Raw genomic sequence first — 18,364 nt, 5'->3', positions numbered from 1 at the left:
ACTTTAGTTTGTGCTGCATCAAAAAAGGAGCCGATTGACCCCTGTAGGAACTTACTTGCTAGAAAGTGGATCAAATGCAATGGCTGTAACTTGATAGCTAAACGTGCATCAAATGTAATGGTAAAAATTATCTTGTCAGTAACATCAGCCTATATCCTAAGCTGACCATGACAAAAAATGCTGGTTTTAGGTTTATGCGCCAAAGGCTGCAATTACATACAGCCTTTAGCTCCATTAACCTTTAGCGCTAATGCTTAATGATGACTGTGTTTTGACTCCGTTGCAGGCTGATCATTTTTAGCCAATAACTTCATACTGGTAATGCAAGTGCGGCTGTTTTCATCCGTTGATATGACTTCTTTAGCTTCTCGGTATACGCCATTTTTGTCACCATGATGAAAAGTGAACGCTAACTTGCGATCCCTAGGGACCCAAAAATCAATAAACCCGTCGGGTTGAGTGGTGACCATTTGATTGAGAATTTCCTCTCCGGTGGCGACATCAATAGCCGACATATGCATTTTTTCGCCGACCAATTCACCAGTACATCCCGTTGGAACATGGTTGGTGCACGGGTGAGTTTGACTTAAGAAAGGGGCAATAGATAAGAAGAATTGATCTTGTGGAATAGCAACCGATGCAGAGCTGCCATTAGCAAATGAAGCCGTGATCTTATTGGGTAGCACTTTAACAACAATACCTTGATCATTTCTATATAATGAATTTGCGGTTAATACTGCTTCTTTATAATTTAATTGTTCAAAATGTTGTGCGTCCATAGGCTCTTGTGCTTGAACAAGGGTGCTAGCACCAAGCATGATGAAGCTGCTGATCAATAATTTTTTAAACATAATAGTACCTTTATACGTCATAGTTCGGGACATTGAGTGTTGAAATACACTCAGCATCCTCCCAAAAAAAGAGCTGTGTTGATTGTGAAATACGGTGTTTTTTTGGAATAAACGATTAAGGCGGTGGGGACTGATCAATTAACATAACGGAGGTGAAATTAAGCAGCGGAGTTGGGGTAAACTCCATCGCGACTTTATCGAAAGTAAATCCTATCGGCATCAATGCACAGGGCGCGCTATGCCAAATATCACAATGGCTGCATTTGTCGCAATTGTGTTTATCTGACGGTTCACATGGAGAAATAGCTTGAACCGTGGATTGCTGAGATAACGGCATTGAATCTGCTATAAATGCTTCGTTATCATGGCAATTGCAGGTACCGGCGCCGGTTTCATCAGATGTTGAAGCATGGCCCATGTGAGTCGATAACTGTTTTGCCGTCGACATGGAGACTTGGCTGTTTTCATGACAAGCAAGTGTACTATTCATCGCCATACTTGAGGACGTTAATCCTTGTAAGATGAGGGCAAACACTACCAGCAATGTTGTGGTTAGTTTCATGAATTCAACCGAGTGGATAATGACCTTTAGCCTATCATTGACCTCACTCGTGACTAAGATAAATTGCTTAAAACTATGAGTCACTTAACAGTTAATAACATTTTGATGGCCATTTATCGCCATTGGTTCCCTCGTAAACAAGGTTACAAACAAACTAATAATAACAATAATAAGGCTCATTTTAATGCATAAAACCGCAAGAACAGTTCATAAATGGCTGATGCTATTACTCGGACTGCAGTTTGTTATTTGGCCAGTGACGGGGGCATACATGGTGTTTATGCATATTGACTATATCCATGGGGATCCGCTAATAACTAACCCTCAGATAAAAATCAATCCCGATAAACTGCAGTACTCGTTGGCACAACTGTTACAGACTTACCCTCATGCTGAGCAAATCAGTGTGGGTAAGCTGATGGAGCAAGACGTATACCGTTTTTCAATCCCAAGCCAAACAGCGACTCAGCAGGTATTATTAAGCGCACAAACCGGTGAGCGTTTATCGCCACTAAATCAAACGACGGCCATTGCATTAGCCCAATATTATTACGCAGGTAATGAGCCTATCGATGAGGTGAGCTTACTGACCGACAATCCACCTTTTGAGCTGAGTGATCGACATTTACCCGCTTGGCGGATTAATTTCGAGCATTTCTCCGCACCATCAATTTATATCTCTGCCGACAGTGGACTTATCGTCGGTAAACGTCATGCCTTTTGGCGGATATTTGACTGGATGTTTCGCTTTCATGTGATGGATTATGGCGATGCTGAAGAGGTCGATAACCTGTTGTTATTTTGGATAGCATTGTTATCGACATTCGCCACTATTAGCGGGCTAGTATTAACTTACTTCAGGGTATTTGGGCGCAAAAGCAAACGTAAGCCCATGTATAGTAAGCGTAAAAATATATTTAAAAAACGCAATCACAGTGGAGCAGCCTAATGTTTTGGATCAGAAAACTGCATAAATGGGCATCGGTCATTGTGGGCATTCAATTACTGCTTTGGTTAATCAGCGGGCTGTATTTTAATCTTATGGATCACAATAAAGCCCAAGGCCTTAGTTACCGAAGCGATGCTCACGCCGTGGTGGCGGTAGACACTCATCGTTTGGTTGAACCTAAAATGGTTTTAGGTGCCTTTAAACCAAGCGTGTCACTCAACTTGATTACTTTATTAGATAAACCTTACTACTTATTAACCCATGAAAAAGGCTTATATAAACATCTTCGCCATGACTACACCTTGATTAATGCTTATCAGGGTAAACCGGTATTGATTGACGTCGAATTTGCGCAACGACTGGCCAAAGAATCCTATTCTGGCGAGGCTCAAATCAGTTCGACACATCTACTGATCCCGCCATTGGACGACTTTCCTAAACAGCAAAATGACACTTGGCAGATAAACTTTGCCGATGACATTGCCACCAGCGTTTATATTGAAGCCCAATCGGGCCGACTTGTCGGTCACAGTGATGAGCACAAACGTTTAGCCGAAGTGTTTTTTATGCTCCACTTTATGGATTACTTTAATGAAGGCGGTTTTAATAATATTCCTATTAAGATCTTTGCGTTTATCACCTTATGGTTAACCTTTAGCGGATTTATTTGGGTAATCGACATGTTGAAGCGCCACAAATACCGGCCTAAGTGGAAACCAAAATCAGCATTGTCTAAACGTGAAACCACGCTAAATTAATGAAATGGAATGTGTATCACACGATACCGACTATAAAGCGCTACCATTATGTTAAATAAAATGGGTATGATTGCTTGAAATATTTTTACTGATATAAAGGTCTGTTAAATTAGACCCTACAAACGACTTGGTTAAGGTTAAATGAGAGCAACGCTGTCAAACTATTGGATCATTGCAATGACTTTGCTGGCACTTGTCGGACAGGGGTTGCTGACTAATGACAGTTTTATGGTGCCAATGGCCCATGCAAAAATGGCTCAACAGACTGCGCCTTCAGATAGGCATGCTCACGATGATCTTGCTCAGCAGAGCATGTCGGTAAAAACCGACCGGGCAACCAACACCACAGCCGCAATGCCTCAAAAGGCAACGAAAAACTGTCATGATAATATGGTCAATGATGTGAATGACCCCATTAGCGCATCGGCACCGCAAACCAGCTGTTGTGATGGTTCGGGCTTTTGCAGTCTTGATTGCCATCATTGTTTGACCATTTCACTGGTAGCTAACCTTATTGACATTCAATTGCCGATGGCCAGCACCCCAATCCATTCGACATCAATTACCATGGTTGTTAACCGTGTTTCAATCGCTTTCCCTCCCGCGTTTCGCCCACCTATCGCTTAATTCAATTGATGATTTTTGTGCATTGAGCACATCCAATATAATTATTTTTTAGTATTTATTATCATGATTATTATCATGAATATCGAGGTTGTTATGAAAAAATTCTCCTTTTCTAGTGTGCTGTTAGGCGCGTTGATTGCCGTTATGCTCCCCGTCGCTCTGACATCACCAGTGGTTTATGGCGCAGAGCACGATCATGCCCAACATCAGTCAGCGACCAGTAAAACCTATACTTGCCCGATGCACCCTCAAGAAACCAGCGATAAAGAGGGACGTTGCCCCATCTGCAATATGTTTTTGGTCGTCAAAGATGAGCAACAAGAGTCTATCGTTGACGACAGCCAACATCATTCAGCAGCGGCCAGTAAAACCTATACTTGCCCGATGCACCCTCAAGAGACCAGCGATAAAGAGGGACGTTGTTCCATCTGCAATATGTTTTTAGTCGTCAAAGATGAGCAACAAGAGTCCATCACTAACGACAGCCAACATCATTCAGCGGTCAGTAAAACCTATACTTGCCCGATGCACCCTCAAGAAACCAGCGATAAAGAGGGACGTTGTCCCATCTGTAATATGTTTTTAGTCGTCAAAGATGAGCAAGACGAATTTACCGCTGACGACAGCCAACATCATTCAGCGGTCAGTAAAACCTATACTTGCCCGATGCACCCAGAAGAAACCAGCGATAAAGAGGGACGTTGTTCCATCTGTAATATGTTTTTAGTCGTCAAAGATGAGCAACAAGAGTCCAGCGCTGACGACATTCAACATTCAATGGCTAACATGTAAAGTGCTATTGCAATAGAACAAAGCCTAGCAGGCAAGATCAATTGATCCTTCTGTGCATCGAGCACATTCAATATTATTGTTTTTAGCGTTTTCATCATGGCTATCATGGTGAATATCGAGGTTGTTATGAAGAAATTCCCATTTTCTAGTGTGCTATTAGGCGCGATTGTTTGGGTAATGATCCCCGCAGCGCTCACATCACCAGTCGCTTATGGCGCAGAGCACGATCATGCCCAGCATCAGTCGCAAGCCAGCAAAACCTATACTTGCCCGATGCACCCTGAAGTGATCAGTGATAAAGAGGGAAGTTGTCCCATCTGTAATATGTTTCTCGTCGTCAAAGAGGATCAAGATGAGTCCAGCGTTGACGACACTCAACATCCAATGGCTAACATCAAAAGTGTCAGTCAGACAAACAAAAGCCAAGCAGACAAGGTGTTTGAGCAACCTAAGTCCGCATTACTGCCCACGGCAAATAACAAGGACAACGCTAAGGTAAAGTATGTCTGCCCAATGCATTCGCATGTGGTGTCCGATGCGCCTAGCACCTGCCCTATTTGCGGCATGAACCTTGAGAAAGTGACGGTGGCCGATGCCACCCAGAAAATCGGCAGTGCTGAGCCTAGCGGGGTGCAACCATCAATGGCTAACATGAAAAGTGTCAGTCAGACAAACAAAAGCCAAGCAGACAAGGTATTTGAACAACCTAAGCCCGCATTACTGCCCACGGCAAATAACAAGGACAGCACTAATGTAAAATATGTCTGCCCAATGCATTCGCATGTGGTGTCCGATGCGCCTGGCACCTGCCCTATTTGCGGCATGAACCTTGAGAAAGTGACGGTGACCGATGCCAGCAAAGAAATTGTGGTTGGCGTGTCTGGCGGTATGCAACAGGCACTGGGGATGCGAAGTCAGGTGGTTGAAAGAACCAGTTTATCTAGCCAAGTAAATACCATAGGCACAGTGCAATATAACGAAAATGCTATTGGCCATGTGCATACTCGTGCAACCGGATGGATAGAAACGCTTAAGGTGAATGACGTGGGACAAGAGATAAAAAAGGGCCAACTATTATATGAGCTTTACTCGCCCGAGCTAGTCAATGCCCAAGACGATTATTCCCAAGCACAAGACTACCTTAAACAAGATAACGAGCGTGGCAGTAGTTTATTGCTTAAAGCTCGTAAACGCTTAGCACTATTAGGTGTCGATAGCACGGTGATTAATCGCTTAGAAAAAACCGGTGAAACCATTTTTAAAGTGCCTTTTTATGCCCAGCAAGATGGCTTTATCAGTAAGTTAACGATCCGTCCCGGTATGTATATCCAGCCAGGCGATACCTTGTTTGAAATCGTTAACTTAGACAGTGTATGGGTCATTGCAGATGTATTTGAAAACGAGCAAAGTTGGCTACAAAAAGGCCGCAAAGTCACTGTCAGCGCAGCAGCGCTGGGACTGTTTGATATTGACTCGACGATTGACTATATCTACCCCGAATTAGATCCCGTCACCCGGGCTATGCAGGTACGGATCAAACTCAATAATCTTAACGACAAGCTCAGACCTGGCAGCTTAGTGGATGTCACCTTATTTGGCCTTCCTAAGGATAATGTGCTCACCGTCCCAACAGAGGCGCTCATTCTTACTGGCCGCGAGAACCGTATTGTGGTGCAACGCAGTGATACTAGCTTTGCTTCAGTGCCGGTAAAAATTGGCATGATAGCAGACGGTAAGGCCGAAATTTTAGACGGGCTGAATGAGCATGACAAAGTGGTCATATCTGGACAGTTTTTACTAGACTCAGAAGCCAGTATTCAAGGCAGTTTACAGCGTTTAACGAGTAATGATTCAACCACCCAAGATTCAACCCAAGATTCAACCACCACCGATGCTCACCAGCACTAAGGAGCACGCCAATGTTAGCAAAAATTATCAGTGCTTCAATAAAGCAACGCGTCATGGTGTTGATACTCACGGCCGTTATCGCGTTAGTGGGTTATCAAGCCATGCGCATGACACCTCTGGATGCGCTACCTGACTTATCAGATGTACAAGTCATTGTTAAAACCTCATACCCAGGCCAAGCTCCACAATTAGTTGAAGATCAAATTACCTACCCATTGTCATCGGCTATGCTTGCCGTGCCGGGTGCCAAAACGGTTCGCGGGTTCTCCATGTTTGGCGATTCATTCGTCTATGTCATTTTTGAAGATGGCACCGATATTTATTGGGCACGTTCACGAGTATTAGAATACTTATCACAAACCCAAGATCAACTGCCTGCTGGCGTCACGCCAAGCATTGGGCCAGATGCATCTGGTGTAGGTTGGATTTTCCAATACGCCTTAGTCGATCGCAACGGACAGTATGATTTAGCCCAATTACGTTCATTACAAGATTGGTTTTTAAAGCTTGAATTACAAAGTGTTGCAGGAGTATCAGAAGTTGCCACCGTTGGTGGCATGGAACAAACTTATCAAGTGGTTGTCGACCCGCATAAGTTGGCCCTGTATCAAATCGATTTAATGACCATTAAAAACGCCTTAGATGTCTCCAATAGCTCAACTGGTGGCTCGGTCATTGAAATGGCCGAAGCAGAATATATGATCACCTCAAGTGGTTATCGCCAAACCATTGCCGACTTTGCTGAAATCCCCTTAGGCATTTTGTCTGAAAACGGCACGCCGGTATTAATGAAAGACGTGGCCCAATTAAGAACCGGCCCGGCAGCGCGGCGCGGCATTGCAGAGCTAGATGGTAAAGGCGAAGTCGTCGGCGGTATTGTAGTGATGCGCTATGGTGAAAATGCGCTTGAAACCATTAATAATGTGAAGAAAAAACTCGAGCAAATCAGTAATGGACTCCCTGATGGTGTTGAGTTAGTCACCACTTATGACCGCTCAGAGTTAATCTTGCGCTCAGTCGATAACCTTACCCATAAAGTGCTTGAAGAAATGTTGGTAGTCGGACTCATATGCCTACTGTTTTTACTGCATGCCCGCTCAACCTTAGTGGCGATTATCACCTTACCTATTTCAATTTTAGTCAGTTTTATCGCCATGAATATCATTGGGGTCAATGCCAATATTATGAGTTTAGGCGGGATTGCCATTGCCATTGGTGCCGTGGTTGACGCGTCGATTGTGATGGTCGAAAACACCCATAAACATTTAGAACATTATCGTCAAAAACACGGTAAGGCTCCTGAGGGAGAAGATCACTGGCAACTGGTCAAAGAAGCCTCAATTGAGGTCGGCCCAGCGTTATTCTTCAGTTTGCTTATCATCACCTTAAGCTTTACGCCGGTATTTGCCCTTGAAGCGCAAGAAGGACGTTTATTTCATCCACTAGCCTTTACTAAAACCTTCGCCATGGCCGCATCGGCAATCTTAGCGATCACTTTAATTCCAGTATTAATGGGTTATTTTGTCCGCGGAAAAATCCCTGATGAACGTAAGAATCCTATCAGTCGAGTATTAATTGCCATATATCAGCCATTACTTAAATGGGTACTGCATTTCCCTAAAATCACCATTGGATTGGCGATTATGGTCCTATTCAGTGCTTACTACCCATTAAGCCAAATGGGCTCAGAGTTTATGCCCACCTTAGAAGAAGGTGATCTACTCTATATGCCGACCACCCTGCCTGGTGTCAGCGCAGGCAAAGCTGCAGAAATATTGCAGCAAACAGACCGTCTGATAAAAACCGTTCCCGAAGTCAAAAGGGTATTTGGCAAAGTAGGCCGCGCAATGACCGCGACCGATCCCGCGCCGCTAACCATGCTCGAAACTACCATTATGCTCAAACCCACAACTGAATGGCGTGATGGCGTAACCTTAGAAAGCATTATTGAAGAACTACAACAAACCGTGCGTATTCCAGGGATGACCAATGCTTGGGTGCAACCGATTAAAACGCGCATCGATATGCTGTCTACCGGTGTTAGAACGCCTGTTGGCATAAAAATATCGGGATCGAATGTTGAAGAACTGCAACGGATTGGCGCTGAAATAGAAGCGGTAGTGAGCAAATTACCTGGAACAGTATCGGCATTCTCACAACGCAGTAGCGGCGGTCGTTATATTGATATAACCCCGGATCTTAAAAATGCCGCACGTTATGGCATGACCTTAAAAGACATTCAAGATGTGGTGCAAATAGCCATTGGCGGTATGACAATTGGTGAGTCGATCCAAGGTCAAGAGCGCTATCCCATCAATATTCGTTACCCGCGTGAGTTACGTGACAATATTGAGAAGCTCAGAAATTTACCTGTGCTGACTAAAACGGGTAAGTACTTACCGTTAAGTTATTTAGCCGAACTCAAAATCATTGATGGCGCCCCTATGTTAGCCAGTGAAAATGGTCGCCTTATCTCGTGGGTGTTTGTCGATCTAAAAGACATTTCTATCGGCGAATATATTATTGAAGCTGAAAAGGCACTAAAAAAACAAATCACTCTACCTGCGCGCTACAACTATAGCTTTGCTGGACAGTACGAGTACATGCAACGGGTTGACGCTAAAATGAAAATGGTGATCCCATTAATGATTGCGGTGATTTTTATGCTACTGATGATGACGTTCAATTCAGTAACACAAGCATCTGTGATCATGCTAAGTTTGCCTTTTTCATTGGTGGGTAGTGCATGGCTGCTCTATGGGCTGGACTATAATTTTTCAGTTGCGGTATCGGTCGGTATGATTGCCTTAGCCGGGGTCGCCGCCGAATTTGGCGTGGTCATGCAGGTCTATCTCAATAATAGTATTAAGGCCTATAAGCAAGCCGACAACTACCACAGTAAAGCGGATTTAACCGCCGCATTACTCGACGGTGCAGTAATGCGAATTCGGCCTAAAGCCATGACAGTCGCCACCATCTTTTTTGGTTTACTGCCGATAATGTGGGGTAGTGGTACGGGTAATGAAGTCATGCAAAAAATTGCCGCACCTATGGTGGGCGGCATGGTAACAGCGCCGCTATTGTCGCTATTTGTTATCCCGGCGATTTACTTGCTTATTTACGGCCGCACATTACCTAAGCAATAACGACAAACGTTAACGCTAAATACATTCACCCTAGAAACAACAATCCTCAAGTCACTCGGTGACTTGAGGATTATTTTTATGAGCGTTTATACTCATCTTATTGGTACTTACTAAATGGTTTTGATTTAGTTAACCTCTACTCAGGTTAAAAGATGGGGGTTATTGACGTTTAAGTGACTCATTTAACTGATCGACTTGATCTTGCTGCTTTTTACGGCAGGTGGCAATATCGTCTGGGTGACCATACTTGCAAGGATCGCTTGCCAGAATGGCTCTAGGAAGATTAATCACCATATAGTCAGTGTCATTTTTATTGTCATCCCCATTGCCAGCCTTACCAATACGGATTGGATTTGTTCCACTACAAGCCGTTAGCAGCACTAAACTCGATAACAATGTTAATTGAATTATCAGCTGCTTCATTGTTGTAATATCCCTTGTTTTTCACGTGCGAGAATTACCATCCGAAACATACCCCATGCCATAATGACAGCACCAGTAACCAACATAATATTGATGAGTACAGGGTTGGCTAACATAGGTAAAAAGTCTTGGTTAAATCCGGCAAATATTCCGTAAAGTCCTAGGCCAAATAGTAATGTACCGGGAACATCGGTAATGGCCACTATCAGCATACTGCGGTTAATTCGTGCTAATGCGGCTTGAGTTGTTTCTTGGGTCATAGACTCATCCTTGGGTTTTATTCATCCTTTAAAGCCACTCGCAATGACATAGTTTTTTGCTTCAAGTTCCAATTCTGACCTTTATTATCCGTGATTATGTTGTGGGATCCAATAAAGTTATAATTGAGAAAAATCCACCTTGTGGATCAGTAAGAACAGAGAAACGACCTACATCAGGAATATCGGTCGCAGGCACACAGATGGTAGCTCCTAGACTTTTGGCTTTTGCAACTGAAGCATCGCAATCGTCGACAGCAAAATAATTCATCCAATGCGCAGGAGCATCGCCCCATTCTTCAGTCATTTCCAACATGCCACCAATGGCTTGCTCGCCGACATACAATTGCGTGTATTCAAACTCAGCCATGTCAGCTAGCTTGGTTTGGTAGCCTAATACATGGCTATAAAACTGTTTCGCGCCAGCGGTATCACGACAAGCAAGCTCAACCCAACATAGGGTATTTGATTCTTGCGATCGCTTGATGCCAATATGGTCTTGGCCTTGCCACAATGCAAAACGACAGCCTTCTGGATCTGTGCATAGCGCCATTCGACCAGCATCTGCGACAGAATGAGGCCCCGCAATAATCTCACCTCCAGCTTGAATCACAGCCATAGAGGTAGCATCGACATCATCGACCGCAAAATAAATTGTCCAATGAGTAGGTAATGCCTCCATTTCTGCCGGCATTGGGTACATTGCCGCAATATCATCACCGTCTATTTGCAGCATAGTATAATGCCCTTCTGGCATGGGCATATCATCGGCTTCCCAGCCAAATAATGCCTGATAAAATGCTTTACCTGCCGCCCAATCATGAGTCGCTAGTTCAATCCAGCAAGGTTGTCCTTGTTGATACTCTTGTACCTGCATTATCATCATCCTCTATAAAAAATAGTTGCTTTTATATGGCCAACATGAAACGTGTCTCATAAGTTAAGTCGATATCAGCAGAAAAGCAAAAAGCCTTCAAACGAAGGCTTTTTTGAACAATTATAATTCTATGTAACAAGTTAAGATTATTTAAATACCGGTAAGATATCCGCCATTGCCAGTAAGTGACATGTTGCTGTGATCATCCCAAACAACACCACCAGTACAATCAGCGGAGTCCCACCTGGCACCTTAAAACCGTCGGCATTGGGATATTGTTGCCTCACTTTATAAGCCAACAAAGCGGGTACAATAACGGCCCATATGGTGGCCGCAAGCGCAGCAAATCCAATCGCTAAAATAAATCCATTCGGAAATAATAAACCCAGTATTGTCGGCGGTATAAACGTAACCGCGGCCGTTTTAATCCGTCCGGTGCGTGAATCATCAAAATTAAAGAGATCGGCAAGGTAGTCAAACAGCCCGAGTGTCACCCCTAAAAATGATGATGCAACGGCAAGATTGGCAAACAGGGTTAACATGTTATCAAGCCATTGGCTGGCAATCACCCCCGACAAGGCCGCGACTAACACCCCGATATTGCCCCCTTGCGCAATAATATCGGCAAACTGGCTGCGTTGAATATTGCCCATTGTCGCCACTAACCAACACACATAAATAACCAATGCGATACTGGTTCCAGTAACGATGGCTTTCACAATCGTATTGGCATCTTTACCGTAATACTTTACTAAGCTCGGCACGTTACCGTGATAACCAAAACTGGCCAACCCAAAAGGAATAGCAGCGAGTAAATAAGGCAGATAACGCGACTCACCATCGGGTGACGCCAATTTCACCGTGTCAATGTCGATTAATAAATTACCGATAGCCAAGAAGAAAGTGATCATCATACCACCGAGCATGATGGTGGTGATCCGATCGACCGCTTTAGTACTGATAAACACCACAAGTGCCAAGACAATAGCAAAAACCAAACCCGCCACGCTCTGAGGCAAACTAACACCCAGAGCCGATAAGCTGTGATTAACAATCGACCCGCCACCACTGATATAAGCATAGGTTAAAATATACAACACAAAGGCAATAGATACGCCGTTAATCACCCGCCAAAACTGCCCTAGAGTTACGCGGGTTAAGGTGTCAAAACTATCGCCAGGTTCAAAATGCAAATTGGCTTCTAATAACAGCAAACCCGACATTAACATGCAAAACCATACACCTAACAACATGGCTAATGAATAACCAAACCACATTCCTGCACTAACGACCGGCAAGGAAAACATGCCCGCACCGACTGTGGTCCCAGCAATAATCATCGCCCCACCCAATACTGACTTACCGCTAGCTCGATGCTTTGCTGCATTCATGTGGTTGGCCATTATTGTCCGTGCTCCGCTGCCACACTATCAACAATGGTTTGTCTTACTGAAGAACTGAGTAATTTATTGGCATTATCTCGAATTCTTATCACTTCAGAACGATTCTCGACACTGCATAAATATCCCAATTCTTTTAGTTTCACGCTCAAGGTGTTATACAACTTTTTATCATAAAATTCTGGTGCGGTAATGCCATGTAGAGCCCCTAAACGTTGGGCTAACATATGACTATCGGTTTCCAATCCTGAACGCTCAAGCTCCGGATTTATCGCCAGTAAATTAAAGATAATGGCATAGCGTTGCAACGTCTCATTGATGGTTTCAGCAAGCAGTAACACTTGAGTAATATGGTGAAGCGTGATCACCAACTGATCGCTACCGCTCAACAGACCTTGTTCAACCATAAAGTCTAAAATGCAATCTACATGTTTAGGAACATCATCAATACCCATAAAAAGTTCAGCTTTAAGTAATGGGTAAAAATCCATCACTATGGCATGGATTCGGGTGCGATCGCACACATCATAGTGCACTAAACAACTGGCGATGAGTGAAGGTAATGCCATTAAATGAATAATATTATTACGGTAATAACTCATGGTAATAGCAACTTTTTCATCAACCGAAATTATCTCGCCAATAAGGTCCTTAGTACTGACAAACTTATTTAACGACAGACAATGATCAACAATTGACTTGCCATTACCCTCTGCAACGGATGCGTAATGGGTATAAGGCACTGTGTTAAGTAATGCTAAATACAAATCAAGCTGACGTTCTAACTGGCTTCTTTCTAATGCATTTTGCTCTGATGCCAATAACACTAAACTGGTCAATGTCACCGAGCTGGCCGCAGCAGCGCCGTTGATATTGGTCATTACACGATTGGCTAGTAAGTTGACCGATGGGGTAAACCATGATGGTTTCTGATCAGGATCGTTCGCAATCTCTTTACGCCATTCTGGCGCCTGCTCGTTTAAGAAATGTTGTAAATTAATCGGCTCACCAAAGTTCACATAACCTTGGCCAAAATTGCCTAATTTACGCAGAGCCCCAAATAACTGCCAAACAGATTCTTTTTTCTTTTTCTTACCGCTTAATTCTTTATGGTAAGTGGCCACTTCCATCACATGGTCATAACCTAAATACACAGGCACTAAGGTCACAGGGCGTTCAATGCCACGTAACACACTATTAATAGTCATCGCTAACATACCGGTTTTAGGCGCTAGCAAACGCCCGGTACGAGAACGACCACCTTCAGTGAAATACTCGACCGAATAGCCCTTAGCAAATAACTGATCTAAGTATTCACGAAATACTGCGGTATAGAGTTTTTTTCCATTAAAACTACGACGGATAAAGAATGCTCCGCCACGACGGAACATAGGCCCAGCAGGCCAAAAGTTAAGATTAATACCGGCAGCAATGTGCGGTGGAACCATACCCTGATAATACAAAATATATGACAACAGTAAGTAATCCATATGACTACGATGACAAGGCACATAGACAATTTCATGGCCGTCATGATGTAACTGCCTTATCTGTTCTGCACCTTTGATATTGATACCACTGTATAATTTGTTCCATAACCAAGTGAGGAAGCGCTCGGCAATGCGCACAAAACTATCAGAATAGTCAGCGGCAATTTCATCAAGGTATTCAATGGCGGTTTCACGGGCTTTCTCGACAGATACTTTTTTGTTTACCGACTCTTCTTCAATGGCTTTCTTGATTGCATCAGATTTAAGTAACGACGCAAAAAGCACTTGCCGATTCGGTAATTGCTGCCCTGTCATCACTTTGCGTTGACGGCGGAAATGCACTCGCGCAACACGGATTAATTTGTGAGCAATTCTTTTATCGGTACCGTGTTCATCAGCCATAAGACGAAGCGATAATGCATTAGAAAACTGTACAAAATTGTGGCGACCTAGAAACAAAATCATTAGCCATTTTCGCAGCCAGGTCGGGTTTTCCCTTTCAAAAAAAGCCGCTTTCATGCTGTCATCTTCTTTACCCGGTGTGCGACCCCAATAAAGGCTCACAGGCACCAACTGAATATCTAACTCAGGACATTGACGATGAAGCGCTAACAGACTGGTAAAACTATTAATAAATTTTTCACCGCTTTCGCGTTTACCAAAAAGCGGTTTGCGGCCTTCAAGACAAACGATGCGTGATACTTTGAGGCCATCCAATTGCAGTGGCTCATATGGACTGGGCATACCAAAGCTCTCAGTGATTTCGCTTAATGCAGCGGCATCACTGATTGATTCTGTTTTCATAACATAAATCAGAGGTTTAGATGGATCTAAATTAAGATCGTCAAAAGGATCATGTGGCACAACAACCGTGAGTACCATCGATTTTTGAATCCATTTTAACGCTCGTAAAAATATTGAATCTGGTTTTGACATGGTTATTTTCGCAACATAAGCCACTGTAATATTGTCGTATAGGATACCAGAAACCAGCCTGCTTACACTATCAGACCGATTTATCTTTACGCTTGAGTTCTCACTATCAGAAATAACATCAGACAATCAATACACAATAACTAATAGAAACAGGTTGTTGAATGATACTTGACCAACAATATTCAAAAAAGAGTTGGTTAATACTTGCACGAACAAAAACACTGTGTATAATGACAGTCACTGTATAAAAAGACAGGAACCATCATGAGACCGTTAACGCCGCGCCAAGCAGAAATTTTAGACTTAATTAAAAACAATATCACCGAAACAGGTATGCCACCCACTCGTGCTGAAATTGCGAGTCGTCTTGGCTTTAAAAGTGCTAATGCCGCCGAAGAGCATTTAAAAGCATTAGCCAAAAAAGGTTTTATCGAGATCATACCTGGTACCTCGAGAGGTATTCGTTTACCTCATGAAGAACAGCTTGAAATCGGTCTGCCACTCATTGGACAAGTTGCTGCTGGAGAGCCTATTTTGGCGCAAGAGCATGTAGAACAATATTATCAAGTCGACCCAAATATGTTTAAACCCGCCGCAGATTTTTTATTACGGGTTCGTGGTGATAGCATGAAAAACATTGGTATTTTAGAAGGCGACTTGCTCGCTGTACATAAAATGCAACAAGCGCGTAATGGTCAGGTTGTGGTGGCGCGTGTTGATGATGACGTCACCGTAAAACGATTCGAACAAAAAGGTAATATGATTTATCTGCATGCAGAAAATGAAGATTATAACCCGATAAAAGTAGATTTAAGTTGCCAAAGCCTAACCATCGAAGGGCTTGCAGTTGGCGTTATCCGTAATGGAGATTGGTCATGAACAAACTAATGGGCGTAGCGCCACGTCACCCAGGCTTATGGGTAGATTTAACTGAAACAGATCTGCATGGCAACCAAACCATTCAAACATTACAAACTGTCACCCAAGGTGAAGCAGAACTGAGTCAATTGTGTAGCCAACTGGCGACGTTGAGCCAACAAGGCAGATGGATTGTATTAATTAGTCCACCTCACATAGGCTATAAGCATATGCTGGCCAGTGCTGGAGTGAGAATGGATCGTATTTTACTGGTGCACACCAAAGATGAAGTCGAAACATTATGGGCCATGGAAAAAGCTCTCACGAGCGGAACTTCTAGTGCAGTGGTTACTTGGACAAGTTCACTCGATGCTCGCGATAGTCGTCGATTGGAAATTGTCGCTAAGAGCGCGCGAGCATTAGGCGTGGTAATTGAAAATGTGAATGCTCACTTACCTCACAAACATCAACTTGTTAACTCTACATTAACAAGTGGAGCAGGTAATTTTTGCTCATTTCACTAAGCATAAATCCTTAATTACCAAGCCCTGCATTGAATTCAGGGCTTTTTTTCATCTTTTTTTAGCCTATTTACCAACAAAGTGATCTTGATCAATGTTTAATCTACAAGTAATGTGGTTAACAAGGATGAAACATTCTTCATCTTTAATTGGATAAAATGACAGTAATCAAGATTACTGTCAGACAAATAATCCAAATAGAAATTGATAAGTTCAGTCGTAGGTACAAGCGTGGTGCACAGCTAACAATAAAAGCGTAGACAGTCTGTATACAACCACCAGAGTACTTTGAGTTCATCAAGCTTTTTTCGGGAACCGAAGAGTTTGCATAGAGCTGAGATTTACTGTGTGACTTTTCTTTGTAGTTGCTATTTTGCAATTAGCAGGGGAGTAGTCTTGTGAAGCAATGGTTGTATTTTTTATTGGTTGTGTGGGTAGCACTTCCGCTTGGGGCAACAGAAATGCCCCTCAACATGACCCAAGGCGTGACGGATATCAGTGGTAAGGTTTATGACCTCCATATGACGATTCTTTACATCTGTTGTGCTATTGGGTTAGTGGTGTTTGGGATCATGATTTATTCGATGATTTATCACCGCAAATCAAAAGGTGCCGTTGCGGCCAATTTTCACGAAAGTACCAAAGTGGAAATTGCTTGGACCGTCATCCCTTTCATTATCTTAATCGGAATGGCTATTCCAGCCACTAAAACCTTAATTGCCATGGAAGATCCCAGCGATGCCGATCTGACCATCAAAATTACTGGGTCACAGTGGAAATGGCACTACAGCTATTTTGATAAAGACATCGAATTTTACAGCTCATTATCCACCCCCAGAGAGCAAATTGATGGCCGTGAGGCCAAAGGCGAAAATTACCTCCTTGAAGTCGATAAGCCGCTAGTACTGCCCATCAATCAAAAGGTGCGTTTCTTGATGACATCTGATGATGTTATCCACTCATGGTGGGTACCCGCTTTCGCGGTTAAAAAAGATGCCAACCCAGGCTTTATCAACGAAGCCTGGACTCGTATTGATAAGCCTGGAACTTATCGCGGTCAATGTGCTGAGTTATGCGGTAAAGACCATGGATTTATGCCTATTGTGGTACAAGCCTTATCGGAGACTGATTTTGATAATTGGTTAGTTGAACAAAAACAACTGGCCAATAATGCTGCAGTCGCTGCAGCCGCATCAATGTCACAAACCTTGTCCCTTGAAGAACTAAACACGCAGGGCGAGCAAGTGTACATAGCGCGGTGCGCCGCTTGTCACCAACCTAATGGGGCGGGTCTTCCCGGTGTATTCCCATCATTGATTGGCAGTCCTATCATAAAAGGCCCTGTTGACGATCACCTCAATATTGTATTAAACGGTAAACCAGGCACCGCAATGCAAGCCTTTGCCAAGCAACTTAGCGCCATAGAAATTGCCGCAGTGATTACCTTTGAGCGAAATGCTTGGGGCAACAACAGTGGCGATGTTGTTCAAGCAGCTGATGTGGGTAACTTCTCAAGTAGTAACGCGTCAAGCACTGAGCCGATCGAGGTCGTAGCCGATGCAGCAAGTACCATTGCCGCAACAACGACAGACATTACCGATGCGGCCACAGAAAAAACCACTCAAGCTATAGAAGCCGTTGCCAAGGTTGTGACACCTGAAGTTGTTGCAGCGGCAGATCTGCCCACCTTAACCTTGGAGCAATTAATAGCTGAAGGTGAGCAGGTTTATGCCACTGTTTGTGCTGCATGTCACCAGGCCTCTGGCGCTGGTTTACCCGGCGCTTTCCCTTCACTTATTGGCAGCCCTGTCGTTAGCGGACCGGTTAGCGGACATATCGATATCGTTATGCACGGCAAACCAGGCACCGCAATGCAAGCATTTAGTAGTCAACTCAGCCCTCAAAAAATGGCGGCAGTGATTACTTATGAGCGCAATGCGTGGGGCAATAATTCTGACGAGGCGGTGCAAGCTGCCGATGTCGCTAGCCATGGACAGTAGGGGAAAACA

16 protein-coding genes are annotated in these 18,364 nt (G+C 43.6%); 9 read left to right on the top strand and 7 right to left on the bottom strand.

Going from position 1 to position 18,364, the window contains the following annotated elements; translation table 11 throughout:
* Positions 1 to 254: 254 nt before the first annotated feature.
* Positions 255 to 851, bottom strand: a complete 597-nt coding sequence (locus AAEY93_RS12305) for a CueP family metal-binding protein (protein WP_101033151.1) — start codon at positions 849 to 851, stop codon at positions 255 to 257.
* 115 nt (positions 852 to 966) lie between these two features.
* Positions 967 to 1,413 (bottom strand): hypothetical protein, encoded by a 447-nt coding sequence (locus AAEY93_RS12300; protein WP_124012715.1) that lies wholly within the window; start codon positions 1,411 to 1,413, stop codon positions 967 to 969.
* Between the two features lie 184 nt (positions 1,414 to 1,597).
* On the opposite strand from AAEY93_RS12300, the gene AAEY93_RS12295 reads away from it, so the two are divergent.
* The 6 genes from AAEY93_RS12295 (at position 1,598) to AAEY93_RS12270 (ending at position 9,593) form a co-directional block, all read left to right on the top strand.
* Positions 1,598 to 2,362, top strand: coding sequence for a PepSY-associated transmembrane domain-containing protein (locus AAEY93_RS12295; RefSeq protein WP_351077248.1), 765 nt, complete (start codon positions 1,598 to 1,600; stop codon positions 2,360 to 2,362).
* A complete protein-coding gene (locus tag AAEY93_RS12290; RefSeq protein ID WP_351077245.1) occupies positions 2,362 to 3,120 on the top strand; it encodes a PepSY domain-containing protein in 759 nt (252 codons plus the stop codon). The genes AAEY93_RS12295 and AAEY93_RS12290 overlap by 1 nt, the downstream gene beginning before the upstream one ends.
* Before the next feature lie 177 nt (positions 3,121 to 3,297).
* The gene (locus AAEY93_RS12285) at positions 3,298 to 3,747 is read left to right on the top strand and encodes a hypothetical protein (protein ID WP_351077242.1); all 450 of its coding nucleotides are present in this window, start codon (positions 3,298 to 3,300) and stop codon (positions 3,745 to 3,747) included.
* Between the two features lie 93 nt (positions 3,748 to 3,840).
* Entirely contained in the window at positions 3,841 to 4,539 is a 699-nt protein-coding gene (locus AAEY93_RS12280) for a heavy metal-binding domain-containing protein (RefSeq protein ID WP_351077239.1), read from the top strand.
* A gap of 126 nt (positions 4,540 to 4,665) precedes the next feature.
* Entirely contained in the window at positions 4,666 to 6,447 is a 1,782-nt protein-coding gene (locus AAEY93_RS12275; RefSeq protein ID WP_351077236.1) for an efflux RND transporter periplasmic adaptor subunit, read from the top strand.
* 11 nt (positions 6,448 to 6,458) lie between these two features.
* The gene (locus AAEY93_RS12270; protein WP_351077233.1) at positions 6,459 to 9,593 is read left to right on the top strand and encodes an efflux RND transporter permease subunit; all 3,135 of its coding nucleotides are present in this window, start codon (positions 6,459 to 6,461) and stop codon (positions 9,591 to 9,593) included.
* Between the two features lie 159 nt (positions 9,594 to 9,752).
* Here the strand turns inward: AAEY93_RS12270 and AAEY93_RS12265 are convergent, their stop codons facing one another.
* The 5 genes from AAEY93_RS12265 to plsB form a co-directional block, all read right to left on the bottom strand.
* The gene (locus AAEY93_RS12265) at positions 9,753 to 10,016 is read right to left on the bottom strand and encodes a hypothetical protein (RefSeq protein WP_124012720.1); all 264 of its coding nucleotides are present in this window, start codon (positions 10,014 to 10,016) and stop codon (positions 9,753 to 9,755) included.
* The gene (locus AAEY93_RS12260; protein WP_124012721.1) at positions 10,013 to 10,276 is read right to left on the bottom strand and encodes a hypothetical protein; all 264 of its coding nucleotides are present in this window, start codon (positions 10,274 to 10,276) and stop codon (positions 10,013 to 10,015) included. The genes AAEY93_RS12265 and AAEY93_RS12260 overlap by 4 nt, the downstream gene beginning before the upstream one ends.
* A 94-nt stretch (positions 10,277 to 10,370) precedes the next feature.
* Positions 10,371 to 11,150, bottom strand: coding sequence for a VOC family protein (locus AAEY93_RS12255; RefSeq protein WP_124012722.1), 780 nt, complete (start codon positions 11,148 to 11,150; stop codon positions 10,371 to 10,373).
* 146 nt (positions 11,151 to 11,296) lie between these two features.
* Entirely contained in the window at positions 11,297 to 12,553 is a 1,257-nt protein-coding gene (gene mtr / locus AAEY93_RS12250; protein WP_124012723.1) for a tryptophan permease, read from the bottom strand.
* Positions 12,553 to 14,976, bottom strand: a complete 2,424-nt coding sequence (plsB, locus tag AAEY93_RS12245) for a glycerol-3-phosphate 1-O-acyltransferase PlsB (RefSeq protein ID WP_351077227.1) — start codon at positions 14,974 to 14,976, stop codon at positions 12,553 to 12,555. Before plsB ends, mtr begins: the two co-directional genes overlap by 1 nt.
* Positions 14,977 to 15,240: 264 nt before the next feature.
* Between plsB and lexA the strand changes: the two genes are divergently transcribed.
* From lexA to coxB, 3 genes are all read left to right on the top strand, one after another.
* Positions 15,241 to 15,855, top strand: coding sequence for a transcriptional repressor LexA (gene lexA / locus AAEY93_RS12240; protein WP_101033162.1), 615 nt, complete (start codon positions 15,241 to 15,243; stop codon positions 15,853 to 15,855).
* On the top strand, positions 15,852 to 16,358 hold the full coding sequence (locus AAEY93_RS12235; protein ID WP_351077224.1) for a cell division inhibitor SulA: 507 nt from the start codon (positions 15,852 to 15,854) through the stop codon (positions 16,356 to 16,358). Before lexA ends, AAEY93_RS12235 begins: the two co-directional genes overlap by 4 nt.
* A gap of 395 nt (positions 16,359 to 16,753) precedes the next feature.
* Positions 16,754 to 18,355, top strand: coding sequence for a cytochrome c oxidase subunit II (gene coxB, locus AAEY93_RS12230; RefSeq protein WP_351077221.1), 1,602 nt, complete (start codon positions 16,754 to 16,756; stop codon positions 18,353 to 18,355).
* Positions 18,356 to 18,364 lie beyond the last annotated feature (9 nt).

It is taken from the genome of Shewanella sp. CAL98-MNA-CIBAN-0140 (assembly GCF_040309905.1).
Taxonomy (GTDB): domain Bacteria; phylum Pseudomonadota; class Gammaproteobacteria; order Enterobacterales; family Shewanellaceae; genus Shewanella; species Shewanella psychromarinicola.
The sequence above is the reverse complement of the archived record's forward strand: the minus strand, read 5'-3'. Positions and strand labels throughout refer to the sequence as shown.

Excerpts from the sequence above, each read along its gene's own strand:
- AAEY93_RS12305 (WP_101033151.1), bottom strand. The coding sequence starts at position 851 with ATGTTTAAAAAATTATTGATCAGCAGCTTCATCATGCTTGGTGCTAGC.
- AAEY93_RS12300 (WP_124012715.1), bottom strand. The coding sequence starts at position 1,413 with ATGAAACTAACCACAACATTGCTGGTAGTGTTTGCCCTCATCTTACAA.
- AAEY93_RS12295 (WP_351077248.1), top strand. The coding sequence starts at position 1,598 with ATGCATAAAACCGCAAGAACAGTTCATAAATGGCTGATGCTATTACTC.
- AAEY93_RS12290 (WP_351077245.1), top strand. The coding sequence starts at position 2,362 with ATGTTTTGGATCAGAAAACTGCATAAATGGGCATCGGTCATTGTGGGC.
- AAEY93_RS12285 (WP_351077242.1), top strand. The coding sequence starts at position 3,298 with ATGACTTTGCTGGCACTTGTCGGACAGGGGTTGCTGACTAATGACAGT.
- AAEY93_RS12280 (WP_351077239.1), top strand. The coding sequence starts at position 3,841 with ATGAAAAAATTCTCCTTTTCTAGTGTGCTGTTAGGCGCGTTGATTGCC.
- AAEY93_RS12275 (WP_351077236.1), top strand. The coding sequence starts at position 4,666 with ATGAAGAAATTCCCATTTTCTAGTGTGCTATTAGGCGCGATTGTTTGG.
- AAEY93_RS12270 (WP_351077233.1), top strand. The coding sequence starts at position 6,459 with ATGTTAGCAAAAATTATCAGTGCTTCAATAAAGCAACGCGTCATGGTG.
- AAEY93_RS12265 (WP_124012720.1), bottom strand. The coding sequence starts at position 10,016 with ATGAAGCAGCTGATAATTCAATTAACATTGTTATCGAGTTTAGTGCTG.
- AAEY93_RS12260 (WP_124012721.1), bottom strand. The coding sequence starts at position 10,276 with ATGACCCAAGAAACAACTCAAGCCGCATTAGCACGAATTAACCGCAGT.
- AAEY93_RS12255 (WP_124012722.1), bottom strand. The coding sequence starts at position 11,150 with ATGCAGGTACAAGAGTATCAACAAGGACAACCTTGCTGGATTGAACTA.
- mtr (WP_124012723.1), bottom strand. The coding sequence starts at position 12,553 with ATGGCCAACCACATGAATGCAGCAAAGCATCGAGCTAGCGGTAAGTCA.
- plsB (WP_351077227.1), bottom strand. The coding sequence starts at position 14,976 with ATGTCAAAACCAGATTCAATATTTTTACGAGCGTTAAAATGGATTCAA.
- lexA (WP_101033162.1), top strand. The coding sequence starts at position 15,241 with ATGAGACCGTTAACGCCGCGCCAAGCAGAAATTTTAGACTTAATTAAA.
- AAEY93_RS12235 (WP_351077224.1), top strand. The coding sequence starts at position 15,852 with ATGAACAAACTAATGGGCGTAGCGCCACGTCACCCAGGCTTATGGGTA.